This window comes from Leifsonia sp. McL0607, assembly GCF_049993355.1.
GTDB lineage: Bacteria > Actinomycetota > Actinomycetes > Actinomycetales > Microbacteriaceae > Leifsonia.
This window is the reverse complement of the sequence record NZ_CP188253.1, coordinates 224,540-246,265: the sequence shown is the minus strand read 5'-3', so window position 1 is coordinate 246,265 and position 21,726 is coordinate 224,540. Positions and strand designations below refer to the sequence as shown.

23 protein-coding genes and 1 pseudogene are annotated in these 21,726 nt (G+C 69.8%); 12 read left to right on the top strand and 12 right to left on the bottom strand.

Features of this window, described 5'->3' with window-relative positions; genetic code table 11:
• Window positions 1–166: 166 nt before the first annotated feature.
• The 3 genes from ACPPVW_RS01165 to ilvA are packed head-to-tail and all read left to right on the top strand — an operon-like array spanning window position 167 to window position 3,361.
• A complete protein-coding gene (locus tag ACPPVW_RS01165) occupies window positions 167–733 on the top strand; it encodes a hypothetical protein (protein ID WP_426624732.1) in 567 nt (188 codons plus the stop codon).
• A 45-nt stretch (window positions 734–778) separates the two neighbouring features.
• On the top strand, window positions 779–2,038 hold the full coding sequence (locus ACPPVW_RS01160) for an AI-2E family transporter (RefSeq protein ID WP_426624731.1): 1,260 nt from the start codon (window positions 779–781) through the stop codon (window positions 2,036–2,038).
• 57 nt (window positions 2,039–2,095) lie between these two features.
• Window positions 2,096–3,361: a threonine ammonia-lyase gene (gene ilvA / locus ACPPVW_RS01155; protein ID WP_426624730.1), complete on the top strand. Its 1,266-nt coding sequence runs from the start codon at window positions 2,096–2,098 to the stop codon at window positions 3,359–3,361.
• Between the two features lie 87 nt (window positions 3,362–3,448).
• Here ilvA and greA read toward each other — a convergent pair whose 3' ends face one another.
• Both greA and ACPPVW_RS01145 read right to left on the bottom strand, forming a co-directional pair.
• Entirely contained in the window at window positions 3,449–3,940 is a 492-nt protein-coding gene (gene greA / locus ACPPVW_RS01150; RefSeq protein WP_426624729.1) for a transcription elongation factor GreA, read from the bottom strand.
• Window positions 3,941–4,048: 108 nt separating this feature from the next.
• Window positions 4,049–4,480 carry a DUF4307 domain-containing protein gene (locus ACPPVW_RS01145; RefSeq protein ID WP_426624728.1) on the bottom strand — a complete coding sequence of 144 codons (432 nt, stop codon included), beginning with the start codon at window positions 4,478–4,480 and terminating at the stop codon, window positions 4,049–4,051.
• 202 nt (window positions 4,481–4,682) lie between these two features.
• On the opposite strand from ACPPVW_RS01145, the gene ACPPVW_RS01140 reads away from it, so the two are divergent.
• Window positions 4,683–4,946, top strand: coding sequence for a hypothetical protein (locus ACPPVW_RS01140; protein WP_426624727.1), 264 nt, complete (start codon window positions 4,683–4,685; stop codon window positions 4,944–4,946).
• Window positions 4,947–4,962: 16 nt separating this feature from the next.
• Here ACPPVW_RS01140 and trhA read toward each other — a convergent pair whose 3' ends face one another.
• Window positions 4,963–5,766 carry a PAQR family membrane homeostasis protein TrhA gene (trhA, locus tag ACPPVW_RS01135; RefSeq protein ID WP_426624726.1) on the bottom strand — a complete coding sequence of 268 codons (804 nt, stop codon included), beginning with the start codon at window positions 5,764–5,766 and terminating at the stop codon, window positions 4,963–4,965.
• 72 nt (window positions 5,767–5,838) lie between these two features.
• On the opposite strand from trhA, the gene ACPPVW_RS01130 reads away from it, so the two are divergent.
• From ACPPVW_RS01130 to ACPPVW_RS01115, 4 genes are all read left to right on the top strand, one after another.
• The gene (locus tag ACPPVW_RS01130) at window positions 5,839–6,633 is read left to right on the top strand and encodes an isoprenyl transferase (protein WP_426624725.1); all 795 of its coding nucleotides are present in this window, start codon (window positions 5,839–5,841) and stop codon (window positions 6,631–6,633) included.
• 107 nt (window positions 6,634–6,740) lie between these two features.
• A complete protein-coding gene (locus ACPPVW_RS01125) occupies window positions 6,741–7,859 on the top strand; it encodes an aminotransferase class V-fold PLP-dependent enzyme (protein WP_426624724.1) in 1,119 nt (372 codons plus the stop codon).
• 211 nt (window positions 7,860–8,070) lie between these two features.
• Complete coding sequence (locus tag ACPPVW_RS01120) at window positions 8,071–9,420, top strand: PhoH family protein (RefSeq protein WP_426626229.1); 1,350 nt, start codon at window positions 8,071–8,073, stop codon at window positions 9,418–9,420.
• 126 nt (window positions 9,421–9,546) lie between these two features.
• Window positions 9,547–10,107, top strand: a complete 561-nt coding sequence (locus tag ACPPVW_RS01115; protein ID WP_426624723.1) for a prepilin peptidase — start codon at window positions 9,547–9,549, stop codon at window positions 10,105–10,107.
• A gap of 68 nt (window positions 10,108–10,175) precedes the next feature.
• Here the strand turns inward: ACPPVW_RS01115 and ACPPVW_RS01110 are convergent, their stop codons facing one another.
• From ACPPVW_RS01110 to xseA, 5 genes are read right to left on the bottom strand one after another with little or no spacing between them, the layout of a single operon-like run.
• On the bottom strand, window positions 10,176–11,582 hold the full coding sequence (locus ACPPVW_RS01110; RefSeq protein ID WP_426624722.1) for a class II fumarate hydratase: 1,407 nt from the start codon (window positions 11,580–11,582) through the stop codon (window positions 10,176–10,178).
• A 31-nt stretch (window positions 11,583–11,613) separates the two neighbouring features.
• Window positions 11,614–12,282: a carbonic anhydrase gene (locus ACPPVW_RS01105; RefSeq protein ID WP_426624721.1), complete on the bottom strand. Its 669-nt coding sequence runs from the start codon at window positions 12,280–12,282 to the stop codon at window positions 11,614–11,616.
• On the bottom strand, window positions 12,283–12,954 hold the full coding sequence (locus tag ACPPVW_RS01100; protein ID WP_426624720.1) for a DUF4245 domain-containing protein: 672 nt from the start codon (window positions 12,952–12,954) through the stop codon (window positions 12,283–12,285).
• A complete protein-coding gene (locus tag ACPPVW_RS01095; RefSeq protein ID WP_426624719.1) occupies window positions 12,951–13,193 on the bottom strand; it encodes an exodeoxyribonuclease VII small subunit in 243 nt (80 codons plus the stop codon). Before ACPPVW_RS01095 ends, ACPPVW_RS01100 begins: the two co-directional genes overlap by 4 nt.
• Window position 13,194: 1 nt before the next feature.
• Window positions 13,195–14,472, bottom strand: a complete 1,278-nt coding sequence (gene xseA / locus ACPPVW_RS01090; RefSeq protein ID WP_426626228.1) for an exodeoxyribonuclease VII large subunit — start codon at window positions 14,470–14,472, stop codon at window positions 13,195–13,197.
• A 115-nt stretch (window positions 14,473–14,587) separates the two neighbouring features.
• Between xseA and ACPPVW_RS01085 the strand changes: the two genes are divergently transcribed.
• Complete coding sequence (locus ACPPVW_RS01085) at window positions 14,588–15,634, top strand: 4-hydroxy-3-methylbut-2-enyl diphosphate reductase (RefSeq protein ID WP_426626227.1); 1,047 nt, start codon at window positions 14,588–14,590, stop codon at window positions 15,632–15,634.
• A gap of 98 nt (window positions 15,635–15,732) precedes the next feature.
• Window positions 15,733–16,356, top strand: a complete 624-nt coding sequence (locus ACPPVW_RS01080; RefSeq protein WP_426624718.1) for a CDP-alcohol phosphatidyltransferase family protein — start codon at window positions 15,733–15,735, stop codon at window positions 16,354–16,356.
• Window positions 16,357–16,370: 14 nt separating this feature from the next.
• On the opposite strand, the gene ACPPVW_RS01075 is transcribed toward ACPPVW_RS01080, so the two are convergent.
• Window positions 16,371–17,048 (bottom strand): PP2C family protein-serine/threonine phosphatase, encoded by a 678-nt coding sequence (locus tag ACPPVW_RS01075; RefSeq protein ID WP_426624717.1) that lies wholly within the window; start codon window positions 17,046–17,048, stop codon window positions 16,371–16,373.
• 146 nt (window positions 17,049–17,194) lie between these two features.
• A pseudogene (locus ACPPVW_RS01070) lies at window positions 17,195–17,563 on the bottom strand (winged helix-turn-helix transcriptional regulator); the annotation flags it as partial.
• Between the two features lie 94 nt (window positions 17,564–17,657).
• On the opposite strand from ACPPVW_RS01070, the gene ACPPVW_RS01065 reads away from it, so the two are divergent.
• Window positions 17,658–18,530: an SDR family oxidoreductase gene (locus tag ACPPVW_RS01065; protein WP_426624716.1), complete on the top strand. Its 873-nt coding sequence runs from the start codon at window positions 17,658–17,660 to the stop codon at window positions 18,528–18,530.
• A 24-nt stretch (window positions 18,531–18,554) separates the two neighbouring features.
• On the opposite strand, the gene ACPPVW_RS01060 is transcribed toward ACPPVW_RS01065, so the two are convergent.
• Together ACPPVW_RS01060 and fbaA are read right to left on the bottom strand one after the other, a co-directional pair.
• Window positions 18,555–19,253, bottom strand: coding sequence for a DUF6264 family protein (locus ACPPVW_RS01060; RefSeq protein WP_426624715.1), 699 nt, complete (start codon window positions 19,251–19,253; stop codon window positions 18,555–18,557).
• A 17-nt stretch (window positions 19,254–19,270) separates the two neighbouring features.
• On the bottom strand, window positions 19,271–20,299 hold the full coding sequence (gene fbaA, locus ACPPVW_RS01055) for a class II fructose-bisphosphate aldolase (RefSeq protein WP_426624714.1): 1,029 nt from the start codon (window positions 20,297–20,299) through the stop codon (window positions 19,271–19,273).
• Window positions 20,300–20,510: 211 nt separating this feature from the next.
• On the opposite strand from fbaA, the gene glpX reads away from it, so the two are divergent.
• On the top strand, window positions 20,511–21,512 hold the full coding sequence (glpX, locus tag ACPPVW_RS01050) for a class II fructose-bisphosphatase (protein WP_426624713.1): 1,002 nt from the start codon (window positions 20,511–20,513) through the stop codon (window positions 21,510–21,512).
• Window positions 21,513–21,726 lie beyond the last annotated feature (214 nt).

The following is a 21,726-nucleotide window of genomic DNA, read 5'->3' as shown; positions in this document are numbered from 1 at the left end:
ACGGTCGTCATCCTCCGGCGTCGGCTGGCGAGCCGCTGACCAACCGGTGGACGGTGAGGTGCTCAGCACGCCTCCCGTCCACCGCGGCTGGCGGCATCGTGGGAGGCGCGGCGGCCTGGCGCGAGCCGCAGTGTAGAGTAATCCTCATGTCTGGCATGTCCCGGGGGTGGACGCCGAAACTTCGGACGCCATCGACCCCGCATCCTTCGTGAAGACCCTCTCGCCGAGTGACGTGGTCACTCGGATCCGTCCCGGCGACATCCTGCACTGGCCGCCGTTCCTCCTCCCCATCGACACCATCAGCCCGACGCACACTGTCGGGAAAGGCCGCACGAACCTGACAGTGATCGCGTCCGACATCATGCAGACGGACACCTCGGGAACGCCGTATGCGTCGTTCACCTTCCGGCAGGTGCCCTCTGGAGGTCCTGGTGTATCCGTGCACTTCGACCCCGCCGCCTACGGGGTGACGGGGGTGGCGAACTACGTCATCTCGTTCCTCATCTCTACGAGCGCACCGGTGACGCTCACGGTCGGCGCCTACGCCGGCGCCGGCAGCGTCACGGGAACCGGGGTGAAGACCGTGAACGGCAACGTGTCGGTCGCGGTCGGGTTGCAGAACGTCCCGCCGGGACAGCCCACCTACGCTTCGATCCAGCAGACGTCGTCCGGACCGTCCTGGTCGTGGTTCTCGACCTCGATCGACCATCCACCGCTGGTGTTCGAACCATGAGCGCACCCGCAGGATCCGAACGCGCGCGCCCCTAGACTGACGGCCATGGCACAGATCGACGCCCCGGCACCGCAGAACCCGCCGGCCCTGCAGAACGGCCCGAACTCTCAGAAGGACGAGGGCCCGTCGGTCAGGGCGCGCTTCCTGAGACGCAGACGCGACCTCGCTGCGCCGGCCGAGCCGATCGACGAGTCGCTGCCGCGCAGTGTGCGCCTCGCGGGCGCGTGGTCCTGGCGCCTGCTGGTCGTCGGCGCGGTCATCGCGGTCGCGATCTTCCTGATCGTCCAGCTCCGGCTCATCGTCATCCCCGTGCTCGTGGCAGTGCTCCTCGCCGCGCTGCTCGTGCCGTTGAAGGACTTCCTGATCCGCCACCGCTGGCCATCCTGGCTGGCGATCCTCACCACCGTGGTCGCGCTGATCGCGGTGGTCGGCGGCCTCTTCTATCTCGCCATCTGGCAGGTCACCCGGCAGAGCCACGAACTCCAAACCCAGTCGGTGGCGGCTTTCGAGCAGTTCCGGGCCTGGCTCACCACCGGCCCGCTCGGCCTCACCGCCGACCAGATCGACAGCGCGTTCCAATCGATCTGGACGTCCCTCCAGCAGGACAGCCAGGTCTTCATCTCCGGTGCGCTCTCCATCGGCTCGACGCTGGGCCACGTGCTCACGGGCGCCCTGCTGACCCTGTTCAGCGTTCTTTTCATCCTCATCGACGGGCGCAGCATCTGGGGGTGGGTGGTGCGGATCTTCCCGAAGACCGCTCGAAGCGCTGTCGACGGCGCCGGCCGGGCCGGCTGGACGACGCTCCGCAATTTCGCCAAGGTGCAGGTGCTCGTCGCCTCGATCGACGCTCTCGGCATCGGCCTCGGGGCGTTCTTCCTCGGCCTGCCGCTCGTCATCCCGATCGCCGTGCTGGTGTTCCTCGGGTCGTTCATCCCGATCGTCGGCGCTGTGATCACGGGCGCCCTCGCGGTCTTGATCGCCCTCGTCTTCAAGGGCTGGGTCTTCGCGCTGATCATGCTCGGGATCGTGCTTCTGGTCCAGCAGATCGAGGGGCACGTGCTCCAGCCGCTCATCATGGGCACCGCCGTCAAGGTGCACCCGCTCGCGGTCGTGCTCGCCGTCGCTGCCGGATCGCTTCTCGCCGGTATCCCCGGAGCGCTGTTCGCCGTCCCGTTCGTCGCCGTGCTCAACGTGATGGTGCACTACGTCTCCTCCGGGGTCTGGCGGGGCAGGCCTCCGGAGGTCATGGAGGCTCCTGCCGGAGCGATCTGGGAGACGGTGCCACGGCCTCTGCACCGCCCGTAGTGACAGTGCGCGCGTCGCATACATCCGGCGGTATACGACCGCGAGTAGGCTGTGCGAGTGGACACCGCGACCGAATCGACGCGCACACCGTTCGCCGGCCCCGGCCTCGAGGAGATCGAGGCGGCGCGCGCGATCGTGAGCCTGGTCGCCCAGCCGACTCCGATCGAGACGTCCCGGTACCTCACCGATGTGATCGGCGCTCCCGTGATCCTCAAATGCGAGAACCTCCAGCGCACCGGCTCCTACAAGATCCGGGGGGCGTATCACCGGCTCTCGAAACTGACGGCCGAGGAGCGGGAGCGCGGCGTCGTCGCGGCGTCGGCAGGCAACCACGCGCAGGGCGTCGCTTTCGCCGCCCGCGAGCTGGGCATCCACGCCACGATCTTCATGCCGGTCGGCGTCGCCATCCCCAAGTTCCAGGCCACGCGGGCGTATGGCGCCGACGTGGTGCTCAGCGGCAGCATCGTCGACGAGACGCTGCGCGCGGCCGCCGACTTCGCGGCGGAGACCGGCGCGGTGTTGATCCCGCCGTTCGACCACCCGGACGTGATCGCCGGCCAGGGCACGCTCGGGCTCGAGATCCTCGACGAGGTGCCGGATGTCGCGACGATCGTCGTGCCCATCGGCGGAGGCGGCCTCATCTCGGGCGTGGCGAGCGCCGTCAAGCAGCGCGCCGCCCGCGAGGGGCGCACGATCCGGGTGATCGGGGTGCAGGCGGCCAACGCGGCCGCCTACCCCGCTTCTTTGGAGGCCGGGGAGCCGACCGAGATCGGCGTCGTCGCCACGATCGCCGACGGCATCGCCGTGAGCAAGCCGGGCATCCTCAACTTCGAGATCGTGCGCGACGCGGTCGACGCGGTGGTCACGGTCACCGAGGACGACATCGCCCGTGCCCTCCTGGTGCTGCTGGAGCGCGCGAAGCTCGTCGTGGAGCCGGCGGGGGCCGCCGGTGTGGCCGCGATCCTGGCAGGTCTCGTGCCGGCCGACGGGCCGGGCTCGGTCGTCGCGATCCTCTCGGGCGGCAACATCGACCCGCTTCTGATGCAGCGGGTCATCGCGCACGGCCTCGCGGCCTCCGACCGCTATCTGCGGCTCTCGATCATGCTGCCCGACCGCCCCGGTCAGCTCGCGCGCATCGCGGAGATCCTCGCCGGCGTCAACGCCAACGTCGTGGAGGTGCTGCACACGCGGCACGGCAACGGACTGCAGCTCAGCCAGGTCGAGCTCGTCGTCTCGGTCGAGACGCGCGGCACGGAGCACCGGCAGCAGGTCATCCAGGTGCTGCGCTCGGCCGGCTACGACCCCGTCCTCGAAGAGGAGTAGTGGCGTCCCGCCTCCGAGCACAGGAAGACCGCTCGGATCCGGCGTTCGGACGAGCGGTCCTCCTGTGTTCGGGGGTTAGGGGCCGGATTACTGGCCGGTGTAGGTGTCGACTTTGGTGACCTCGACGGCGATCTGGCGGCCGTTCGGCGCGGTGTACTCGGTCTTGTCGCCGACATTGAGGCCGAGGATGGCGGCGCCGAGCGGGCTCTGCTCGCTGTAGACGGGGAGGTCGGTGCCGGCCGCGATCTCGCGGTTGCCGATCAGGAAGACGCTCTCGTCGCCGGCGATGGTCGCGGTGACGACGGTTCCGGGCTCCACGACGCCGTGGCTCTCCGGCGCCTCGCCGACGGTCGCGCTGCGCAGCAGGTTCGTCAGCTGCACGATGCGGGCCTCCATTTTGCCCTGCTCGTCTTTGGCGGCGTGGTAGCCGCCGTTCTCCTTGAGGTCGCCCTCTTCGCGGGCCGCTTCGATGCGCTTCGCGATCTCGTTACGGCCGTTGACGCTGAGCTCCTCGAGTTCGGCCGAGAGGCGGTCGTACGCGTCCTGCGTCAGAAAGGTGACCTGTGACTCCTGGGACATGGTGAACTCCTTCGCGCCTGCGGTGTGAACCGCATTCGGCTGATTCCCGGCCGAGGCCGGTGGGTAAAGTAGACGCCCCGGCCTCGGCCGGGGCGTATCCAGAGCATGTTAGGTCAGCCAGCAGGTGTTAATCAAACCCGTGTTGCTCTGCGCGATGGTTCGGATCGTCTCCGTGTGCGTCGTCACACGTGCGTCGCTGGCAGAGTAGCTCACGATGCGCCAGCCCACGATCGCGTAGTCGTCGTTGAGCGCCTGCAGCGCGCAGGTGACGCCGGTTCCCGGCTGGGCGTTGATGGTGAACGTGATCTCGACGTGGTGCGCGTCGGGGATGGTGTAGGCGGTGTCCGTGGTCTCCAGGTCGGCCTGGTTGTTGTCCCAGCCGGCCCAGAAGACCCAGGCGGTCACGACGGCTACGACGGCGAGCCCGCCGCCGACGAGCAGCCAGCGGTCGCGGCGGCGTCGGCCCGGAGTGCGACCGTAGCGGGTCTGGAGGGTGGGCGACTCGGGAGTCGCGGACGGCGCCTGGTTCTCGCCTGCCATCGCCGTTGCCGTATGCCCTCTCGGTGCGCGTTCAGGCCCGCCGTCGGGGCGACGGTAGGCTGAGACAAGACTAGGAGGCGAAGCTGTGAATCGCGCTTCGTGCCCCCGCTCGGCTCCCGACCTGAAAGCCGGCACCACTCGCGAAAGGGAAGGCTCCCATGCCTCAGAACGCCTCGTCCGCACGAACCGGTGAGGCTGCGTGATGGGGGAGCTGCTGCTGAAGGCCGGGGTCTGGCTGGCCGCCACGCCGACCCCGACGCCGACCTCCGGCCCGAACGAAGATCAGGTCACGCCGGGCGTCGTGGGTTTCACCGTGACGTTCCTGATCGCGGTGGCCGCCGTCCTGCTGGTCATCGACATGACGAGGCGGATCCGCCGGGTGCGCTACCGCGCCGAGATCGCTGAGAAGCTGGATGGTGAGCAGACCGCCGACGGCGACGACGAGGGGCCTTCCGCCTCCTCTTGAGTCGCGTGTCTGCCCGTCAGCCGTTGTAGGCGGGGTTCATCGCGATCAGCAACGTCGCCGTCCAGTGGCAGAGGAACGCCAGCACGGTCAGCGTGTGGAAGATCTCATGGAACCCGAAGACCCCGGGGAACGGGTTGGGGCGTTTGATGCCGTAGATCACGGCGCCGATCGTGTAGAAGACACCGCCGACGCACACCAGCACCATCATCGCGACGTTGGCGTTCAAGAGATCGACGATGTACATCATCGCCGCCCAGCCGAGCAGCAGGTAGATCGGCACGTAGAGCCAGCGAGGTGCGTTGATCCAGAACACGCGGAAGCCGATGCCGACTAGCGCGCCTCCCCAGACGATGCCGAGCAGCAGGACGCCCTTCTGCGGAGGAAGGGCCAGCACGGCGAGCGGCGTGTAGGTGCCGGCGATCAGCAGGAAGATGTTGGCGTGGTCGATGCGCTTGAGCACGACCTTCGTGCGGGGCTCCCAGTTGAAGCGGTGGTAGAGCGCCGAATTGCCGAACAGCAGCATCGACGTCACCATGAAGACCGCCGACGCCCATTTGGCGGGAGCCCCCTGCGCCAGGCAGATGAGCACGATCCCCGCCGCGATGGACACCGGGAACATGCCGGCATGGATCCAGCCGCGCCAGGTCGGCTTGATGTCGGTGGGGTTCGCGGGCGAGGCGTCGAGCAGTGGGATGTTCGGCAGATCCGGGCCTCGAGAGTCGTCCTCCTTGACCGCGGCGTCGGCGGGCTGGAGGTCGGCGGCCGGCTCTGCGAGCAGCCGGGCGACATCCTCGGGCTCGTGGGCGTTTCGCGGCGTCATGGAGCAAGGTTAAGGCAGACGGGCGGTCGGAAGCTGGAAGACCTGTCTCTCGGGCCGCGCTAACGTAGCTGCGTGAGCAGACGGAGTTCCGAGACGGCCAATGGGGTGCTCTACGGTCTGTACCAAAAGCGGCTGCGGCGCTATCTCGCGGGGCTCGGCCGGGAGTCGTTGCCGCGGCACGTCGCGATGATCATCGACGGCAACCGGCGCTGGGCCCGACAGGCGGGGCTCACGACGGCCGCGCACGGACATCGCGCCGGCGCGGCCAAGATGCGCGAGTTCCTCGAGTGGTGCGACGACCTCGGTATCGAGGTGGTGACCCTCTACCTGCTGTCGTCGGACAATCTGACCAACCGCGACAGCTCCGAGCTCGCCGACCTGATCGAGATCATCGCCCAGCTGGCGGAGGACCTCTCCCGCTACCGCGACTGGCACATCAAACACGTCGGCTCGACGGCGGGTCTCCCCGAGCGGCTGGTGGACGCGCTCGCCGAAGCCGAGAAGCGCACGGCGGGCACGACGGGGATGCACATCAACCTGGCGGTCGGCTACGGAGGCCGCAAGGAGATCACCGACGCCATGCGCAGCATCGTCGCAGCCCATCACGCCGAGGGCGGCAGCTTGGAGACGCTGGCCGACCTCCTCACCCCGGATCTCATCGGCGCGCACCTGTACACCGGGGGTCAGCCCGACCCCGACCTCGTCATCCGTACCTCCGGCGAGCAGCGGCTGAGCGACTTCATGCTGTGGCAGAGCGCGCACAGCGAGTTCTATTTCGTGGAGGCTTTGGGGCCCGACCTGCGACAGGTCGACTTCCTGCGCGCGATGCGCGACTATTCGCGCCGCCAGCGCCGCTACGGCTTCTGAGGTCGCGCTCGACCCGTCGCAGGTGATCCTCGGCGTGAAGCCGATACGTGTCGGCTCCGATTCGTCAGGGTCGCAGCGCGACGGGCAGGATGGTGGCGGAGGTCAGGATGACGACGATCGAGGAGTTCGCCGCCGGATTCGGCGAGGAGCCCGGATACCTGGACTACGGACGCGTGGGACCGCTGTCGAGGGCGGTGCGCGCCGAGCTGCTGGGGCAGTACGAGGTGCTCGCGAAGGCTCGTTTCGGCACCGTCGACCGGATGGACGCCGAGAACGAGCGCGTGCGAGAGGGGGTCTCCGTCCTCACCGGCTTCCCCGCCGAGCGGATCGCCTTCCAGCCCAACGCCTCCACCGGGCTCCTGCACGCCGCCTTCGGCCTGACCGGCGGGGAGGTGCTGCTGTCGCCTGGCGAGTTCCCGAGCGTGACGTACGCGGCCGTCCGTGCGGCCCAGGCGATGCGCGTCGTGACACCGGTGTGGCTCGAGACCGACCACGGCCGCGTCACGCCTGCGCAGATCCGGGAGCAGATCACCGAGTCCACCGGCGCCGTGATGGTGAGCCTCGTCGACTCGCGCACCGGCTATCTCGCCGACATCGACGGGATCCGCCAGGTGATCGGAGACCGCCTCCTCATCGTCGACGCGATCCAGGGCTTCGGCGTGGTGGATGCGCCCTACGGGGTCGTCGACGTCGTCGTCTCCGGCGGTCAGAAGTGGACGCGCGCGGGCTGGGGCACGGGCTTCCTCGCGCTCAGCGAACGGGCGATCGAGCACCTGACGCCCGTCTTCAGCGGATGGGTCGGCACCGGCGCAGGTGAGTTGTGGGACGAGGTCGTCGACCCCGCTCGGGACGCGTCCGCCTTCACCGTGTCGGAAGCCGACCCCGTCGCCCAGGCGCGTTTCGCCGCCGCGCTGGAGGAGATCGCGGCGGTCGGCGTCGGCGAGATCTCCGCCGCCGTCTCCGACGTCGGCGAGCAGGTGATCGACCTCGCCGACCAGTTCGCCGTGCCGGTGGCGTCGTCGCGAAACGCCGCCGAGCGTGCGGGGATCGTGGTGCTGGAACCGCTTCCGGAGCAGCTCACGGTGCTCGCGGCCTCCCTGTTCAACCACGGGATCACGGCCACGGTGCGTGCGACCAGCGTGCGGCTGAGCATGCACGCCGGAACGACAGGGCAGACGCTCGACATGCTGCGCGCCGCGCTGACCTCCTACGCCTCAGCGGCCTGATCGCGCGCCTCCCACAACTGGGGGTGAAGGTTCACTGCACGAAACACGACACGCGGTCGTCGGGACTTCTCCTGTCGGCGGCGCGGCGTACCTTCGACTCATCGGGCACGGCGCCCGATCGAGGCGGCCACATAAGTTCGTTTTCGGAACCCACTGGCCGGCTCGCCAAAGTATCCGCCGGCTCCTGCGGAAGCGGAGCGGCGGGGTGGGAGTGGTCGTGGCTGAATCAGGAACCCGGCAGTTCGAGTCGGCATCGAGCGGAATCCGTCAGAGCGAGCGCACGTACGTGCTCGACACGTCGGTGCTGCTGTCCGACCCCAAGGCGATCTTCCGGTTCGCCGAGCACGCTGTCGTCATCCCTGTCGTCGTCGTGAGCGAACTGGAGGGCAAGCGGAACGATCCGGAGATCGGGTACTTCGCGCGGCAGGCACTGCGCAACCTGGACGACCTGCGCGTCCAGCACGAGCGGCTCGACTTCCCGATCCCGGTGGGCGACGGTGGTTCGCTTCGCGTGGAGCTCAACCACTCGAACATGTCGGTGCTGCCGAGCGGCATGCAGCTCGGCGACAACGACTCCCGCATCCTCGCGGTGGCGATGAACCTCGCGAACGACGGCCTGGCCGTCACGGTCGTCTCCAAAGACCTCCCCATGCGCGTCAAGGCGTCGTCGATCGGTCTCGCGGCGGAGGAGTACCGGCACGAGCAGGTCGTGGACAGCGGCTGGACGGGGCTCGCCGAGATCTCGCTCGGCAGCGACCGGATGAGCGATCTCTACGAGAAAGAGTGGATGCGCACGCCGCTCGTCGACGGGCTCCCGGTGAACACCGGCCTCATCGTGCACTCCGACCGCGGGTCGGCGCTCGGACGGGTAGTGGCCGAAGGCGAGGTGAAGCTCGTACGTGGCGACCGCGACGTCTTCGGCCTGCACGGACGCAGCGCGGAGCAGCGGCTGGCGATCGACCTCCTGCTCGACCCCGAGGTGGGGATCCTCTCGCTCGGAGGCCGCGCCGGCACCGGCAAGTCGGCGCTGGCGCTGTGCGCCGGGCTGGAGGCCGTGCTCGAGCGGCAGCAGCACAAGAAGGTCATGGTCTTCCGGCCGCTCTACGCCGTGGGCGGCCAGGAGCTCGGCTACCTGCCCGGCGACCAGGGCGAGAAGATGAACCCCTGGGGTCAGGCCGTCTTCGACACCCTCGGCGCGCTCGTCTCGCAGAACGTGCTAGACGAGGTGCTGGACCGCGGCATCCTGGAGGTGCTGCCGCTGACGCACATCCGCGGCCGTTCGCTGCACGACGCGTTCGTGATCGTGGACGAGGCGCAGTCGCTGGAGCGCAACGTGCTCCTCACGGTCCTGAGCCGCGTCGGCCAGAACTCGCGCGTCGTCCTGACACACGACGTGGCGCAGCGGGACAACCTGCGCGTCGGCCGCCACGACGGCGTGGCCTCGGTGATCGAGACGCTGAAGGGGCACCCGCTGTTCGCGCACATCACGCTGACACGGTCGGAGCGCTCGGCGATCGCGGCGCTGGTGACGGAGATGCTGGAGGGGAACGAGCTCGCCTGATGCAGGTCCGGTGGCCTGTGATGAAGGGCGGGGTGAAAGAACCCACCTAATTGTGAGGAGTTCCGGTATTCCGGTATTCCTTGTGGAATCGTGAGCGCGCCAGAGACACACGCCTAGCGTGGGGTCATGGGGGTAACAACGATCCGGATCGCTCTCGCGGCCGGTCTGAGCGTCGCACTGCTGGGGGCACAGGACGCCGGACCGGCCGCGGTGGGAGCTCTCTACGTCGCCGCGGTGACCGCGGCCCTGGTGCGGTACGACCTGCGAGAACGGCGGCTGCCGAACGCGCTCGTGCTGCCCGGACTCGCCTTCGTGGCTGTCGGTGCGGTGTGGAGCGTTCTGAGCGGTGCCGGCGGCATCGCGCTGGTGGTCGCCGCGGCCCTGTGCTCGCTGGGCGTGCTGCTCGCGTTCCTCGTGCTCGCCTGCGGCGGCGGGCTCGGCATGGGCGACGTGAAGCTCGCGGCCCTGCTCGCGTCGGCCCTGGCGGCTCTCGTGGCCGAGCGCGGGCCGCCGGGGGAGGCCGTCGCTGCCGTCGCCGCCTGGGTGGTGGCGTCGCTCGTGCTCGGCGGGCTCGCGGCCGGGATGCTGCTGGGCTCGCGCGTCGGGACGACGTTGGGCGGGCCCGTCGAGTTGCCGTTCGGACCGGTTCTGCTCGTGACGTTCTGGGCCGTCGCGCTCGGGTGGTGAGACGCGACGAGGCGCCCCTCCGAATAGGCGGGGCGCCTCGGTCGAGAGCCGGCGTTGCTCGGCCGGGATCAGCCGGGGTGGGTCATGCTCAGCACGTCGAGCGCCGAGTCGAGCTGCTCCTCGGTGATCTCGCCGCGCTCGACGAAGCCGAGGTCGATCACGGCCTCCCGCACGGTGATGCCCTGGGCGACCGCGTGCTTGGCCACCTTGGCGGCCGCCTCGTAGCCGATCACGCGGTTGAGCGGCGTGACGATCGACGGGCTCGACTCGGCGAACGCGCGAGCGCGGTCGAGGTCGGCCTCCAGACCGGCGATGGTCTTGTCGGCGAGCACCCGGCTGGCCTGCGTCAGCAGACGGATCGACTCCAGCAGTGCGGTGCCCATGACCGGGATCGCCACGTTGAGCTCGAAGAGCCCGGAGGCGCCGCTCCAGGCGATGGTGGCGTCGTTGCCGACGACACGGGCGGCGACCATCAGCACGGCCTCCGGGATGACGGGGTTGACCTTGCCCGGCATGATCGAGGATCCCGGCTGCAGGTCGGGGATGTGCAGTTCGCCGAGGCCGGTGTTGGGGCCGGAGCCCATCCAGCGGAGGTCGTTGCAGATCTTGGTGATGCTGACGGCGATCGTGCGCAGGGCGCCGGAGGCCTCCACCAGGGCGTCGCGGTTGGCCTGGGCCTCGAAGTGGTTGCGCGCCTCGGTGATCGGCAGCTCGGTCTCGGCGGTCAGCAGCTCGATCACGAGCTGCGGGAAGCCGATCGGGGTGTTGATGCCGGTGCCGACCGCGGTGCCGCCGAGCGGGACCTCCGCGACACGCGTCAGCGCGGCCTGAACCCGCTCGATGCCATAGCGGATCTGCGCCGCGTAGCCGCCGAACTCCTGGCCGAGAGTGACCGGGGTCGCATCCATCAGGTGAGTGCGGCCCGACTTGACGGCCGTGGCCCAGAGCTCCGCCTTCTCTTCCAGCGCCACCGCGAGGTGGTCGAGCGCGGGGATGAGGTCGTCGATCAGCGCGCCGGTGACGGCGATGTGCACGGAGGTCGGGAAGACGTCGTTGGACGACTGCGACGCGTTGACGTGATCGTTCGGGTGCACCGGGCGGCCGAGCCGGCGGGAGGCGAGCGTCGCCAGCACCTCGTTCATGTTCATGTTCGACGACGTGCCGGAACCGGTCTGGTACACGTCGATCGGGAAGTCCTCGTTGTGCGCGCCGCTGATGACCTCGTCTGCGGCGGCGGCGATGGCCTCTGCGACATCGGCGTCGACGACGCCGAGACGCGCGTTGGCGAGCGCGGCCGACTTCTTGATGCGGGCGAGCGCGGCGATCTGAGCCGGCTCGAGAACCGATCCCGAGATCGGGAAGTTCTCGACGGCGCGCTGCGTCTGCGCGCCGTAGAGGGCGGCTGCGGGAACCCGCACCTCGCCCATCGTGTCGTGCTCGATGCGGTAATCGGTACCCGCCTGGGTGTCCACCACGGTGTGTTCTTCCTTTCTGAGCTCGAACGCGTCAGCGCCCGTGCGATGAGTCGGCGACCGGTTCGGCCATACCGACGACGGCGTCGGGAACGACCCGACCTTCTTGGAGCCGGTAGTTCGCCCCGACGATGGCGAGGAGGTTGGCGGCGACGGCGTCGCTGAGGATCTCCGAGCGCGCGAGCAGCTCGGCCACGGTGTCGCGCAGGTGTTCCTTCCCGACCTCGGACGCGTCGACCTCCGACGGGACGACGGGCCGGTCGGCCGCCGTGCCGGAGACGCGGTGCACGACGGGCACGATCGGGGCGATGAGCCGGGCGATGCGCGGCGGAAGCGGCTCGGCGTCTGCGGCCTGCGACGCGATGGCGGAGGCGACGGCCCCGCACTCGTCGTGGCCGAGCACGAGGATGAGCGGCACGTTCAGCACGGCCACGGCGTACTCCAGCGAGGCGATCGCCGAATCGGAGGCCACCTGGCCGGCGTTGCGGACCACGAACGCGTCGCCGAGGCCGAGATCGAAGATGATCTCGGCCGCGAGGCGCGAGTCGGCGCAGCCGAAGATCGCGGCGACCGGGTTCTGCCCCTGGGCGACCGTCTCACGGCGCTCCACGTCTTGACGGGGGTGCTGCGGCGTGCCCGAGACGAAGCGCTCGTTGCCGGCCAGCAGTTCGTTCCAGACGCGGCTTGGACGGGTCGTGGGCATCTACTTGCCTCCGGGGGTCGGGGATCCGAGGTCGTGCAGCCGGCCGGTCAGCGTAACTGCGACCGTCGTGAACTCGTCGTCGCTCGCGGTGCCGAAGACGACGACGGTGCTCTTCCCGGCGGTCGTGGCCAGCGCGTACGCGACATTGCCCGCGTCGGAGCCCGCCGAGCGGTTGTCGTAGACATCCCACGTGACGCCGTCGATCGTGCGGGTGCCCGCAATGCGCGTGCGGTTCACCTGGTCGGCGACCCAGCTGTCGTTGGCGTGGAAGCCCTGGACGATGCCGATGTACTGGCCCTTGGGCGTCAGGAGGCCGATGTACCAGGCGTCCACCTTGTCGGACGTCTTGGTGCGGAGCTCGGCGCTGTTCGACTTCCAGCCGGAGGGGAGCTCCGGCACGAGGAGCTTGTCGGGCTCGCTGCCCTGCGCCTGCTGTGCGACGGCGGCGTAGTCGACCGGCGGGGTCGACGCCGTGGGGTTGCCCCGCGGCACGATCAGGACGATCACGGCGACAAGCGCCACGGTCGCGATGAGCGCGTAGACGAGGTTGTTGACCGTCTGCCGGTTGCGGTGGTTCGCCGAGTTCTGCGCCTTGCGCGCAGCGGTCTCCTCCGGCGTCTCCGGTCGGCCGAGCTCGGCGACGACAGCCGGCGGCTTGGTGCGTGGGCTCATGTGCCGGGCGCCCCCGAGGCCTCCGCGACCGCGCCGGCGCGTGCGGCGTCGAGGCGGGCCTTCGCGCCGATCAGCCATTCCTCGCAGTGGCGCGCCAGCGCCTCTCCGCGCTCCCAGAGGGCGATCGACTCCTCCAGGGTGATGGAGCCCTGCTCCAGCTCCCCGACGACGCGGATGAGCTCATCGCGCGCCTCTTCGTAGGTGAGCGCGCTGATCTCGGGGGTGGGCATGGTGACCATTCTATTTGTCTCGCTGGGCGGCCGCTGGATCGGCCGCTGGATCGGCGCCTCCATCGGTCGCAGGCGACGCCAGCCGCTCGCCGGCCGTGGCGGCGAACGCGCCGCCCGCGACTGTCACGCGCACCACCGCGCCCTCCGGAGCTTCACTGGGCGAGCCGACCACGTGCCCCGTCGCGTTCTGCACGATCGCGTATCCGCGGTCGAGCGTTCCCTGCGGGGAGAGCGCTCGCAGCCGGCCGCGGAGGTCGGCGATCCGCGTGGTCTCGCGATCGGCCAGGCGCTCGATGAGCTCGGCGCCGCGGGCGACCTGTCGGGTGAGTTCCTGGGCCCGGGAGTCGATGATCCAGCCCGGCGACGCCAGCGCGGGGCGCGTGCGCAGGTGGCCGATGCGGTCGATCTCGTGGCCCAGCAGGTGGGTGAGTCGCATGCCGATCCGGGAGCGGGCCTGCTGGACGCGGGCGAGCTCTTCTGCGACGTCGGGCACGACGCGCTTGGCGGCGTCGGTCGGGGTGGAGGCGCGGAGGTCCGCGACGTCGTCGAGCAGCGGCCGGTCGGCCTCGTGGCCGATGGCGCTCACGATCGGCGTGCGCGCCTCGGCCGCCGTGCGGACGACCCGCTCGTCGCTGAAGCCGAGCAGGTTCTGGAAGTCGCCGCCGCCGCGCGCCACGATGATGACCTCCACCTCGGGGTCGGCGTCGAGGGCGCGAATGGCCGCCACGACCTCGGTCGGCGTCCTGTCGCCTTGCACGGCGGCGTGCACCACGCGGAACCGCACCTGCGGCCAGCGCAGCTGCGCGTTGCGGAGCACATCCTTCTCGGCGTCGGAGTCTTTGCCGGTCACCAGCCCGATGGTGTGCGGCAGGAACGGGAGGCGTCTCTTGCGCTCGGTCGCGAACAGGCCCTCGGCCGTCAGCTGCGCGCGCAGGCGCTCGAGCCGCTCGAGGAGGTCGCCGAGGCCCACATGGCGCATGTCGGAGACCTGCATGGTGAGACTGCCGCCCTTGACCCAGTAGTTGGGCTTGACCGCGGCGATGACCCGGTCGCCCTGTTTGAGGTCGGCGGGGATGCGGGCACGCACCGACGACCAGATCGTGAACGAGATCGTGGCGTCTTCGCGCAGGTCTTTGAGTTTGCCGTAGACGTTGCCGCCCGACACGCCCCACTGCGTGATCTCGCCTTCGACCCACGCCGTGCCGAGGCGATCGATCCAGCCGCGGATGCGGTCGGCGAGCAGTGCGACCGGCCACGGGGCGTCGAGGGTCGGCGGCCCGGGCGTCATCGTCGGCGTGCTCGTCGGCGTGCTGCCTGCGACCTGTGCCACCCGGCCTCCCATTCGTTCTTCAGCGCGCTCCGCGTACGATCGAGGAGTGAGCGATGCGACCATCAGCCTCCCCATGCCCCGGATCCCCGTCAAGCGGGACACCGGTGCGCGCGGACGGCTTCAGGATATCCCGGTCCAGGGACACAAGCGCGTGCTGTTGGCCGCCCCGCGCGGGTACTGCGCCGGAGTCGACCGGGCCGTCGTGGCTGTAGAGAAGGCGCTCGAGCACTATGGTGCGCCGGTCTACGTGCGCAAGCAGATCGTGCACAACGTGCACGTCGTCTCCGAGTTGGAGCAGCAGGGGGCGATCTTCGTCGACGAGGTCGACGAGGTGCCGACGGGCGCCCATGTCGTGTTCTCCGCGCACGGGGTGTCGCCCGCGGTCGTGAACGCCGCAGCCGACCGCGGCCTCCTCGCCATCGACGCCACCTGCCCGCTGGTCACGAAGGTGCACCGCGAGGCCGTGCGCTTCGCCCGCGACGACTACGAGATCCTCCTCATCGGCCACGAGGGCCATGAGGAGGTCGAGGGCACCGCCGGTGAGGCGCCCGACCACGTCACGCTCGTGAACGGCCCCGACGACGTCGACCACATCGAGGTGAAGGACCCCGACAAAGTGGTCTGGCTGTCGCAGACCACGCTGTCCGTCGACGAGACCATGGAGACCGTGCGCCGCCTCCGAGAGCGCTTCCCCAACCTCCAGGACCCACCGAGCGACGACATCTGCTACGCGACGCAGAATCGCCAGGTCGCCATCAAGAAGGTCGCGGAGGAGGCCGACCTCGTGATCGTGGTCGGCTCTGCCAACTCGTCCAACTCGGTGCGCCTTGTGGAGGTCGCCCTCGAGTACGGCGCGACCGCCGCCTACCGCATCGACTACGCCAGCGAGATCCGCCAGGAGTGGCTCGAGGGCGTCGCGACCGTCGGCGTGACCAGCGGTGCGTCGGTCCCGGAGGTGCTGGTGCAGGAGGTTCTCGCGGATCTCTCGGGCGCAGGCTACTCCGAGGTGAAGGAGGTCAAGACGGCAGAGGAGGACCTCATGTTCTCGCTGCCGAAGGAGCTCCGTAAGGACATCACCGGCAGGCAGGACGCGCGGGCGCTGGGCGGTCGCGGCCACTGACGCCTCCCGTGCGGGTGGTCAGCCTGGCAATCCACCTTAAGCTGAAATATCTGATGACCAGTGCGTTACGCTCAATGCATGCGTAATCGGGGATCAGCGTGAAGCAGGGGACGGATGTCGATCGGGGGGCCGGCTCGCTGTGGTCGGAGTTCGGCGACCAGTGGCTGCTGCTGCCGAACCTCGTGACCTACCTGCGGGGCCTTCTGCTGCCGGTCTTCGTCGTGATGCTCGCGCTGGATGCCTACGGGTGGGCGCTGGCAGCGCTGGCGATCATCGGTCTGAGCGACTGGGTCGACGGATTCCTCGCCCGGCGACTCGGCCTCGTCTCGCGGCTGGGGCAGTGCCTCGACCCGCTGTTCGACCGAGTGGGCGTGATCGTGATCGTCGTCAGCTGCGCGGCTGTCGGGCTCGCTCCGTGGTGGCTGGTGGCCGTGCTCGTGTCGCCGGAGCTGGTGCTGGGCTGCCTCCTCCGGGTGCGCCCGCAGGCCCGCCGCATCGTGCAGCCCACGCGGATCGGCAAGGTCCGCACCGCCCTGCTGCTGGTCGGTTTCCCGCTGCTGATCCTCGCCGCGCCCCACGCGCTCGACTCCGCCACCCTGACCGCGACCGCCGGCTCGCTGCTGGCGCTCGGCGCAGTCGGCCATCTCGTCGCCGGAGTGCAGTACGGACGGGCGCTGCTGGCGGCCGACGAAGCCGGCCAGGTCAGCCGGCCCGCGCCCTGAGGCCTCCGGGTCGGTCAGGCCTCCAGAGTGCGCACCGACGCGGGATCGGCGGCCGCCGAGCCGCCGAAGGCGGGGCGGTACGCGGGAGGCTCGGCGAGCTCGACGGCGTCCGCGACGACCACCGACACGTTGTCACGGGCGCGGTGGCGCAACGCCAGAGCCACCAGCGCGTCTGCCGCGTCCTGCGGTGTCGCCGCCGTGTCCAGTGCGTCGGCGACCTCCAGGACGGGCACGTAGTCGGTGAGCCCGTCGCTCGCCAGCAGCCAGCGGTCGCCGCGCCGCAGGGGCTCCGCGGCGACGTGCAGAGCGGCGGCGTCTTCGGGCGCCCCGCCCAGCACGTGGGTCACGACCGAACGCAGCGGATGGTGGGGGACGTCGGCCTCCGCGATCGCACCGGAGGCCAGCAGCTCGCGCACCAGCGAATCGTCCTCCGTGATCTGGGCCAGGCCGCCGTCGCGCAGCCGGTAGGCACGCGAGTCGCCGGTATGGGCGACGAGCACCTGCTCCCCGTCGGAGAACAGACCGACGAGCGTGGTCGCCATCCCCGTCAGCGCGGAGTCCATCCGCACGCGCAGCGCGAGGTCCGCGTTGGCGATGGCTACCAGCTCACGCAGCCGCCCCTCGTCGGGGAGGCGGCCCTCGGTCGAGTCCAGCATCGACGCCAACCGAATGGCCACGGTGGCCGACGCCACTTCGCCCGCCGCATGTCCGCCGACGCCGTCGGCGACGAACGCCGACCAGACGACGCGTAGAGCGAGTCCTCGTTGTCCTCCCGGTAGTCGCCGCTGATCGACGCCTGGCCCGTCTCGAAGCCCAGGGGAGCGGGCGGCGCAGGCGAAGCGCCGGAGACGATGTCGTCGGCGTTGCCCGCGATCCACTGCATGAGCGGGAGCAGGTGCGCCGTGACCTCCCTGCCGCGGCCGGTCAGGCTGTAGTCGACCCGCGGCGGCACGGTGGGTTGCGCAGTTCGCAGCACGAAGCCGTCCTTCTCGAGGGTGCGGAGGGACTGCGCGAGCATCTTCTCGCTGATGCCCTGGACGGTGCGCCGCAGCTCACCCCAACGCAGGTCGCTGCGGGCCAGGGCGACGAGCACGAGCACGCCCCAGGTGCTCGTGACGTGGTTGAGCACGATGCGCGACGGGCACTCCGACGGGAGCACGCCGTCGGTGAAGCCGAGGGTCTCGAACGACGGGAATCTGGTGTCCACGTCAGTAACTTACCGAGAAGTGGGTACCTCCGACAGGGAAGTATCGCAACCTCCCACCGGTTGCGAAGGGAGACCGAACGAAAGGAAACACCCCATGACCATCGTCGTCACCGGAGCAACCGGACACCTGGGCCGGCTCACCGTCGACTCCCTGCTCGAGCGCGGCGTGCCCGCCGCCGACATCCGCGCCGTCGGGCGCAGCGCGGAGCGTCTCGCTCCATTCGCAGCGCTCGGCGTGCTGACCGCCGTCATCGACTTCGAACGGCCGGAGACCCTCGACGCGGCCTTCGCCGGTGCGGACGCGCTCCTGCTGGTGTCCGGCTCGGAGGTCGGTAAGCGCATCCCGCAGCACCGCAACGCGATCGAGGCGGCCACGCGGGCCGGCGTCGGGCGGATCGTCTACACGAGCGCTCCGCACGCGACCGACACCGATCTGATCCTTGCGCCCGAGCACGCCGAGACCGAGCGTCTCTTGGCGGCCTCCGGCCTCCCGGTGACGGTGCTGCGCAACAACTGGTACACCGAGAACTACACCGGTCAGGTCGACATCGCGGCCGCGACGGGCGAGCTCGTCGGCAGCGCGGCCACCGGACGGGTGGCCTCCGCGTCCCGCAAGGACTACGCGGAGGCCGCGGCAGCCGTGCTCACGACGGACGGACACGAGGGAGCGGTCTACGAGCTCGGCGGCGACGTCGCGTGGACGTTCGACGACCTCGCGGCGACGATCGGCGAACTGCTCGGCCGCCCCGTCTCCTACCGGTCGCTGACGCCCGAGGAGCACACGGCCGCGCTGCGCCAGGCGGGTCTCGACGAGGGGACGGCCGGCTTCGTGGTGGCCCTCGACGGCAACATCCGCGATGGCGCGTTGGCCGAGGTGACCGGCACACTGAGCGAGCTCATCGGCCGGCCGACCACCCCGCTTGCCACAGGATTGACCGAGGCGCGGGCGACCAGCGCCGCAGCCTGAGCGAACCGGCCGGCGCACGACCGCTCAGACGGAGGCCGACACGCCTGGAGTCGGCGTGGGTGTCGGTGAGTGTGTCGGTGCCGGGCTCGTCGGAACGGGCGAGCTCGGCGCCGGGGTCGGCGAGATCCCGCTGTAGAAGTCGAGCAGGACAGGGTCGGTCGAGAAGATGATCCCGAGGATCGCGAAGAGCGTGATCAGAGCGACGACCCCGGCGACCAGCGGAACGTAGAACGCCAGGCGCTTCTGCACCAGCAACCAGACCGACAGGCCGGCTGAGATCGCCCAGATCCCCGCCATCGCGACCGTTCCCGCAGTGATCAGGGGCGCGACAGATGGATCCTGCACGTACGCACCGAGGTTCTGCGACGAGTGCAGCAGCGCCATCGCCGCGGGCAGTGCCTGCAGTGTGCCGATCGAGTACGACATGCCGAAGAACCCGAGCACGAGCATCACGACGGTGAAGGCGAGGTTCCAGCGCGGCGCGTCCGCGCGCAGCTGAGGGCCGGGACGGTACGGCCCGTGGCCGTTCGGACCCGGCCCAGCCGGCGGCTGCGGCGGTGCGGGAGGGTGCTGCTCGACCTCCGACGCCGCCGGGCTGTGGTGCGCGGTGTCCAGGCGATCGGCATCCTGCGGCGGACGCCACACCCAGCCGGGAGGAGCGAGCTCACCGTACTGGGGGCGCGGACGTTCGTCCGGCCTCTTCTCCGGCTCCTGCTCGTTCATCCCCCCTACTTCCTGGACTACTTGCCGGAGTGCCCGGCGCTGCCCAGCTGCGTGGTGGCCTCGACGACGCGGGCGGCCATCGCCGTCTCGGCGACCTTGCCCCAGGCACGCGGATCGTACAGCTTCTTGTTGCCGACCTCGCCGTCCACCTTGAGCACGCCGTCGTAGTTGGACATCATGTAGCCGGCGATCGAGCGGGTGAACGCGTATTGGGTGTCGGTGTCGATGTTCATCTTCACGACGCCGTTGCGGACCGCCTCCGCGATCTCCTCGTCGGTGGAGCCGGAGCCGCCGTGGAAGACGAGGTCGAGCGGCTTCGGGCCCGTGCCGTACTTCGCCGCCAGGCCGTCCTGGATCTCCTTCAGGAGCTCGGGACGCAGCTTCACGTTGCCCGGCTTGTAGACGCCGTGCACGTTGCCGAAGGTCAGAGCGGCCATGTAGCGGCCGTTCTCGCCGAGACCGAGGGCCTCGACGGCCTGCTCCACGTCGCCGAGGGTCGTGTAGAGGGCTTCGTTGGAGCCCTCGTGACGCACCCCGTCCTCCTCGCCGCCGACGACGCCGATCTCGACCTCGAGGATGGCGTTGATGGCCTTGGTGCGCTTGATCATCTCCTGCGCGATCTCGAGGTTCTCGGCCAGCGGCACGGCCGAGCCGTCCCACATGTGCGACTGGAAGATCGGGTTGCGGCCGGCGCGCACCTCCTCCTCGGAGGCGGCGATGAGCGGGAGCACGAAGTCGTCGAGGGCGTTCTTCGGGCAGTGGTCGGTGTGCAGCGCGACGGTGATCGGGTAGTTCTTGGCGACCTCGGTGGCGAACCTGGCGAACGCCAGAGCGCCGGTCGCGCGTGCCTTGACCGTCTGGCCGGCGAAGTAGTCGGCGCCACCGGTGGTGACCTGGATGATGCCGTCGCTGCCCGCCTCGGTGAGGCCCTGGAGCACCGCGTTGATGGTCTGCGACGACGAGACGTTGAACGCGGGATACGCGAACCCGCCCGCCTTCGCCTTGTCGAGCATCTCTGCGTACTGGTCCGGCGTGGCGATGGGCATTGCGGCTCCTTGAGGAATCGGGGTGTCGAACGGGACTCATCATACCGAGGCCGTCGGTGCGGCCGGCTGTCGGGTCGCCGTCGAGGAACGTTCACCCGCTACAGGCGCGCCGCGACCAGCGCGTGGATACACTGGCATCGCCGTCGTCCGGCGGCTGACACCGTCGTTCGACTCGCCGGTGTCGTTCTCGATTCGTCCGGGAGGACCCATCATGACCAGCACCGACACCGCGACCCTCTTCCTGCATCCCGATCGGAACCTGGCCATGGAGCTGGTGAGGGCGACCGAGGCCGCCGCCATCCGCGCCACGCCGTGGATCGGGCGCGGCGACAAGAACGCGGCCGACGGTGCTGCCGTGGACGCGATGCGCAAGTTCCTCGGCACGGTGAACTTCGACGGCCTGATCGTCATCGGCGAGGGCGAGAAGGACAACGCCCCGATGCTCTTCAACGGCGAGCACGTCGGCAACGGCCGGGGACCGGCGTGCGACATCGCCGTCGACCCGATCGACGGAACCTCCCTGACGGCAGCCGGGCGCCAGAACGCGCTGTCGGTGATCGCGGTGTCCGACCGCGGCACCATGCTCGATGCCTCGAGCGTGTTCTACATGGACAAGATCGTCACCGGGCCGGAGGGCCGGGGAGTCGTCGACCTATCGCAGTCCATCGGAGACAACATCCGAGAGCTGGCGAAGGCCAAGGGCAAGCCGATCGGCGAGGTCCGCGTCGCGGTGCTGGACCGGCCGCGCCACGAGGGCCTGATCGAGGAGATCCGCGCGGCCGGCGCCGGCACCCGCCTGATGCTCGACGGTGACGTGGCGGGCGGCATCAACGCGGCCCGCTACGAGTCGCGCATCGACATGTGCGTCGGCATCGGCGGCAGCCCGGAGGGCATCACCACGGCCTGCGCGATCAAGGCGATCGGCGGTTTCATGCAGGGCCGCCTCGCGCCGAAGGACGACGCGGAGCGCGCGCAGGGCATCGCCGCCGGCCTGGAGATGGACCGCATCTACGGCGCCGACGACCTGGTGAAGGGCGACAACACCTTCTTCGTCGCGACCGGCGTCACCGACGGCGGCCTCGTGGAGGGCGTGCGCCGCAAGGGCCCGATCATCCGCACCGAGTCGATCGTGCTGCGCTCCAAGTCGGGCACCATCCGCCGCGTATCCGCCGACCACCTCACGGAGAAGTGGCTGTCGCCGGACGAAATGTAGGCTGCGCGGCGCTGGCGAGCCCTTCGCGACGTTCGGTGCTGGCACGCTCCTTGAGCGCAGTCGGCGCGAACGCAGCGCGACTCTCGTGGTGCCTCCGCGACGTTCGGTGCAAATGTGGCGCTAGCGTGCTGTGTTCGTAACGTTCGGCGCGAATGTGCCAGCGTGTGGTGTTCGCGGTGTTCGGCGCGAATGTGCGAGCGTGTGGTGTTCGCGG

Coding starts and splice junctions, on each gene's coding strand:
- ACPPVW_RS01160 (WP_426624731.1), top strand. CDS start 779: ATGGCACAGATCGACGCCCCGGCACCGCAGAACCCGCCGGCCCTGCAG.
- greA (WP_426624729.1), bottom strand. CDS start 3,940: ATGTCCCAGGAGTCACAGGTCACCTTTCTGACGCAGGACGCGTACGAC.
- ACPPVW_RS01145 (WP_426624728.1), bottom strand. CDS start 4,480: ATGGCAGGCGAGAACCAGGCGCCGTCCGCGACTCCCGAGTCGCCCACC.
- ACPPVW_RS01140 (WP_426624727.1), top strand. CDS start 4,683: ATGGGGGAGCTGCTGCTGAAGGCCGGGGTCTGGCTGGCCGCCACGCCG.
- trhA (WP_426624726.1), bottom strand. CDS start 5,766: ATGACGCCGCGAAACGCCCACGAGCCCGAGGATGTCGCCCGGCTGCTC.
- ACPPVW_RS01125 (WP_426624724.1), top strand. CDS start 6,741: ATGACGACGATCGAGGAGTTCGCCGCCGGATTCGGCGAGGAGCCCGGA.
- ACPPVW_RS01115 (WP_426624723.1), top strand. CDS start 9,547: ATGGGGGTAACAACGATCCGGATCGCTCTCGCGGCCGGTCTGAGCGTC.
- ACPPVW_RS01105 (WP_426624721.1), bottom strand. CDS start 12,282: ATGCCCACGACCCGTCCAAGCCGCGTCTGGAACGAACTGCTGGCCGGC.
- ACPPVW_RS01100 (WP_426624720.1), bottom strand. CDS start 12,954: ATGAGCCCACGCACCAAGCCGCCGGCTGTCGTCGCCGAGCTCGGCCGA.
- ACPPVW_RS01095 (WP_426624719.1), bottom strand. CDS start 13,193: ATGGTCACCATGCCCACCCCCGAGATCAGCGCGCTCACCTACGAAGAG.
- xseA (WP_426626228.1), bottom strand. CDS start 14,472: ATGACGCCCGGGCCGCCGACCCTCGACGCCCCGTGGCCGGTCGCACTG.
- ACPPVW_RS01085 (WP_426626227.1), top strand. CDS start 14,588: ATGCCCCGGATCCCCGTCAAGCGGGACACCGGTGCGCGCGGACGGCTT.
- ACPPVW_RS01065 (WP_426624716.1), top strand. CDS start 17,658: ATGACCATCGTCGTCACCGGAGCAACCGGACACCTGGGCCGGCTCACC.
- ACPPVW_RS01060 (WP_426624715.1), bottom strand. CDS start 19,253: ATGAACGAGCAGGAGCCGGAGAAGAGGCCGGACGAACGTCCGCGCCCC.
- fbaA (WP_426624714.1), bottom strand. CDS start 20,299: ATGCCCATCGCCACGCCGGACCAGTACGCAGAGATGCTCGACAAGGCG.
- glpX (WP_426624713.1), top strand. CDS start 20,511: ATGACCAGCACCGACACCGCGACCCTCTTCCTGCATCCCGATCGGAAC.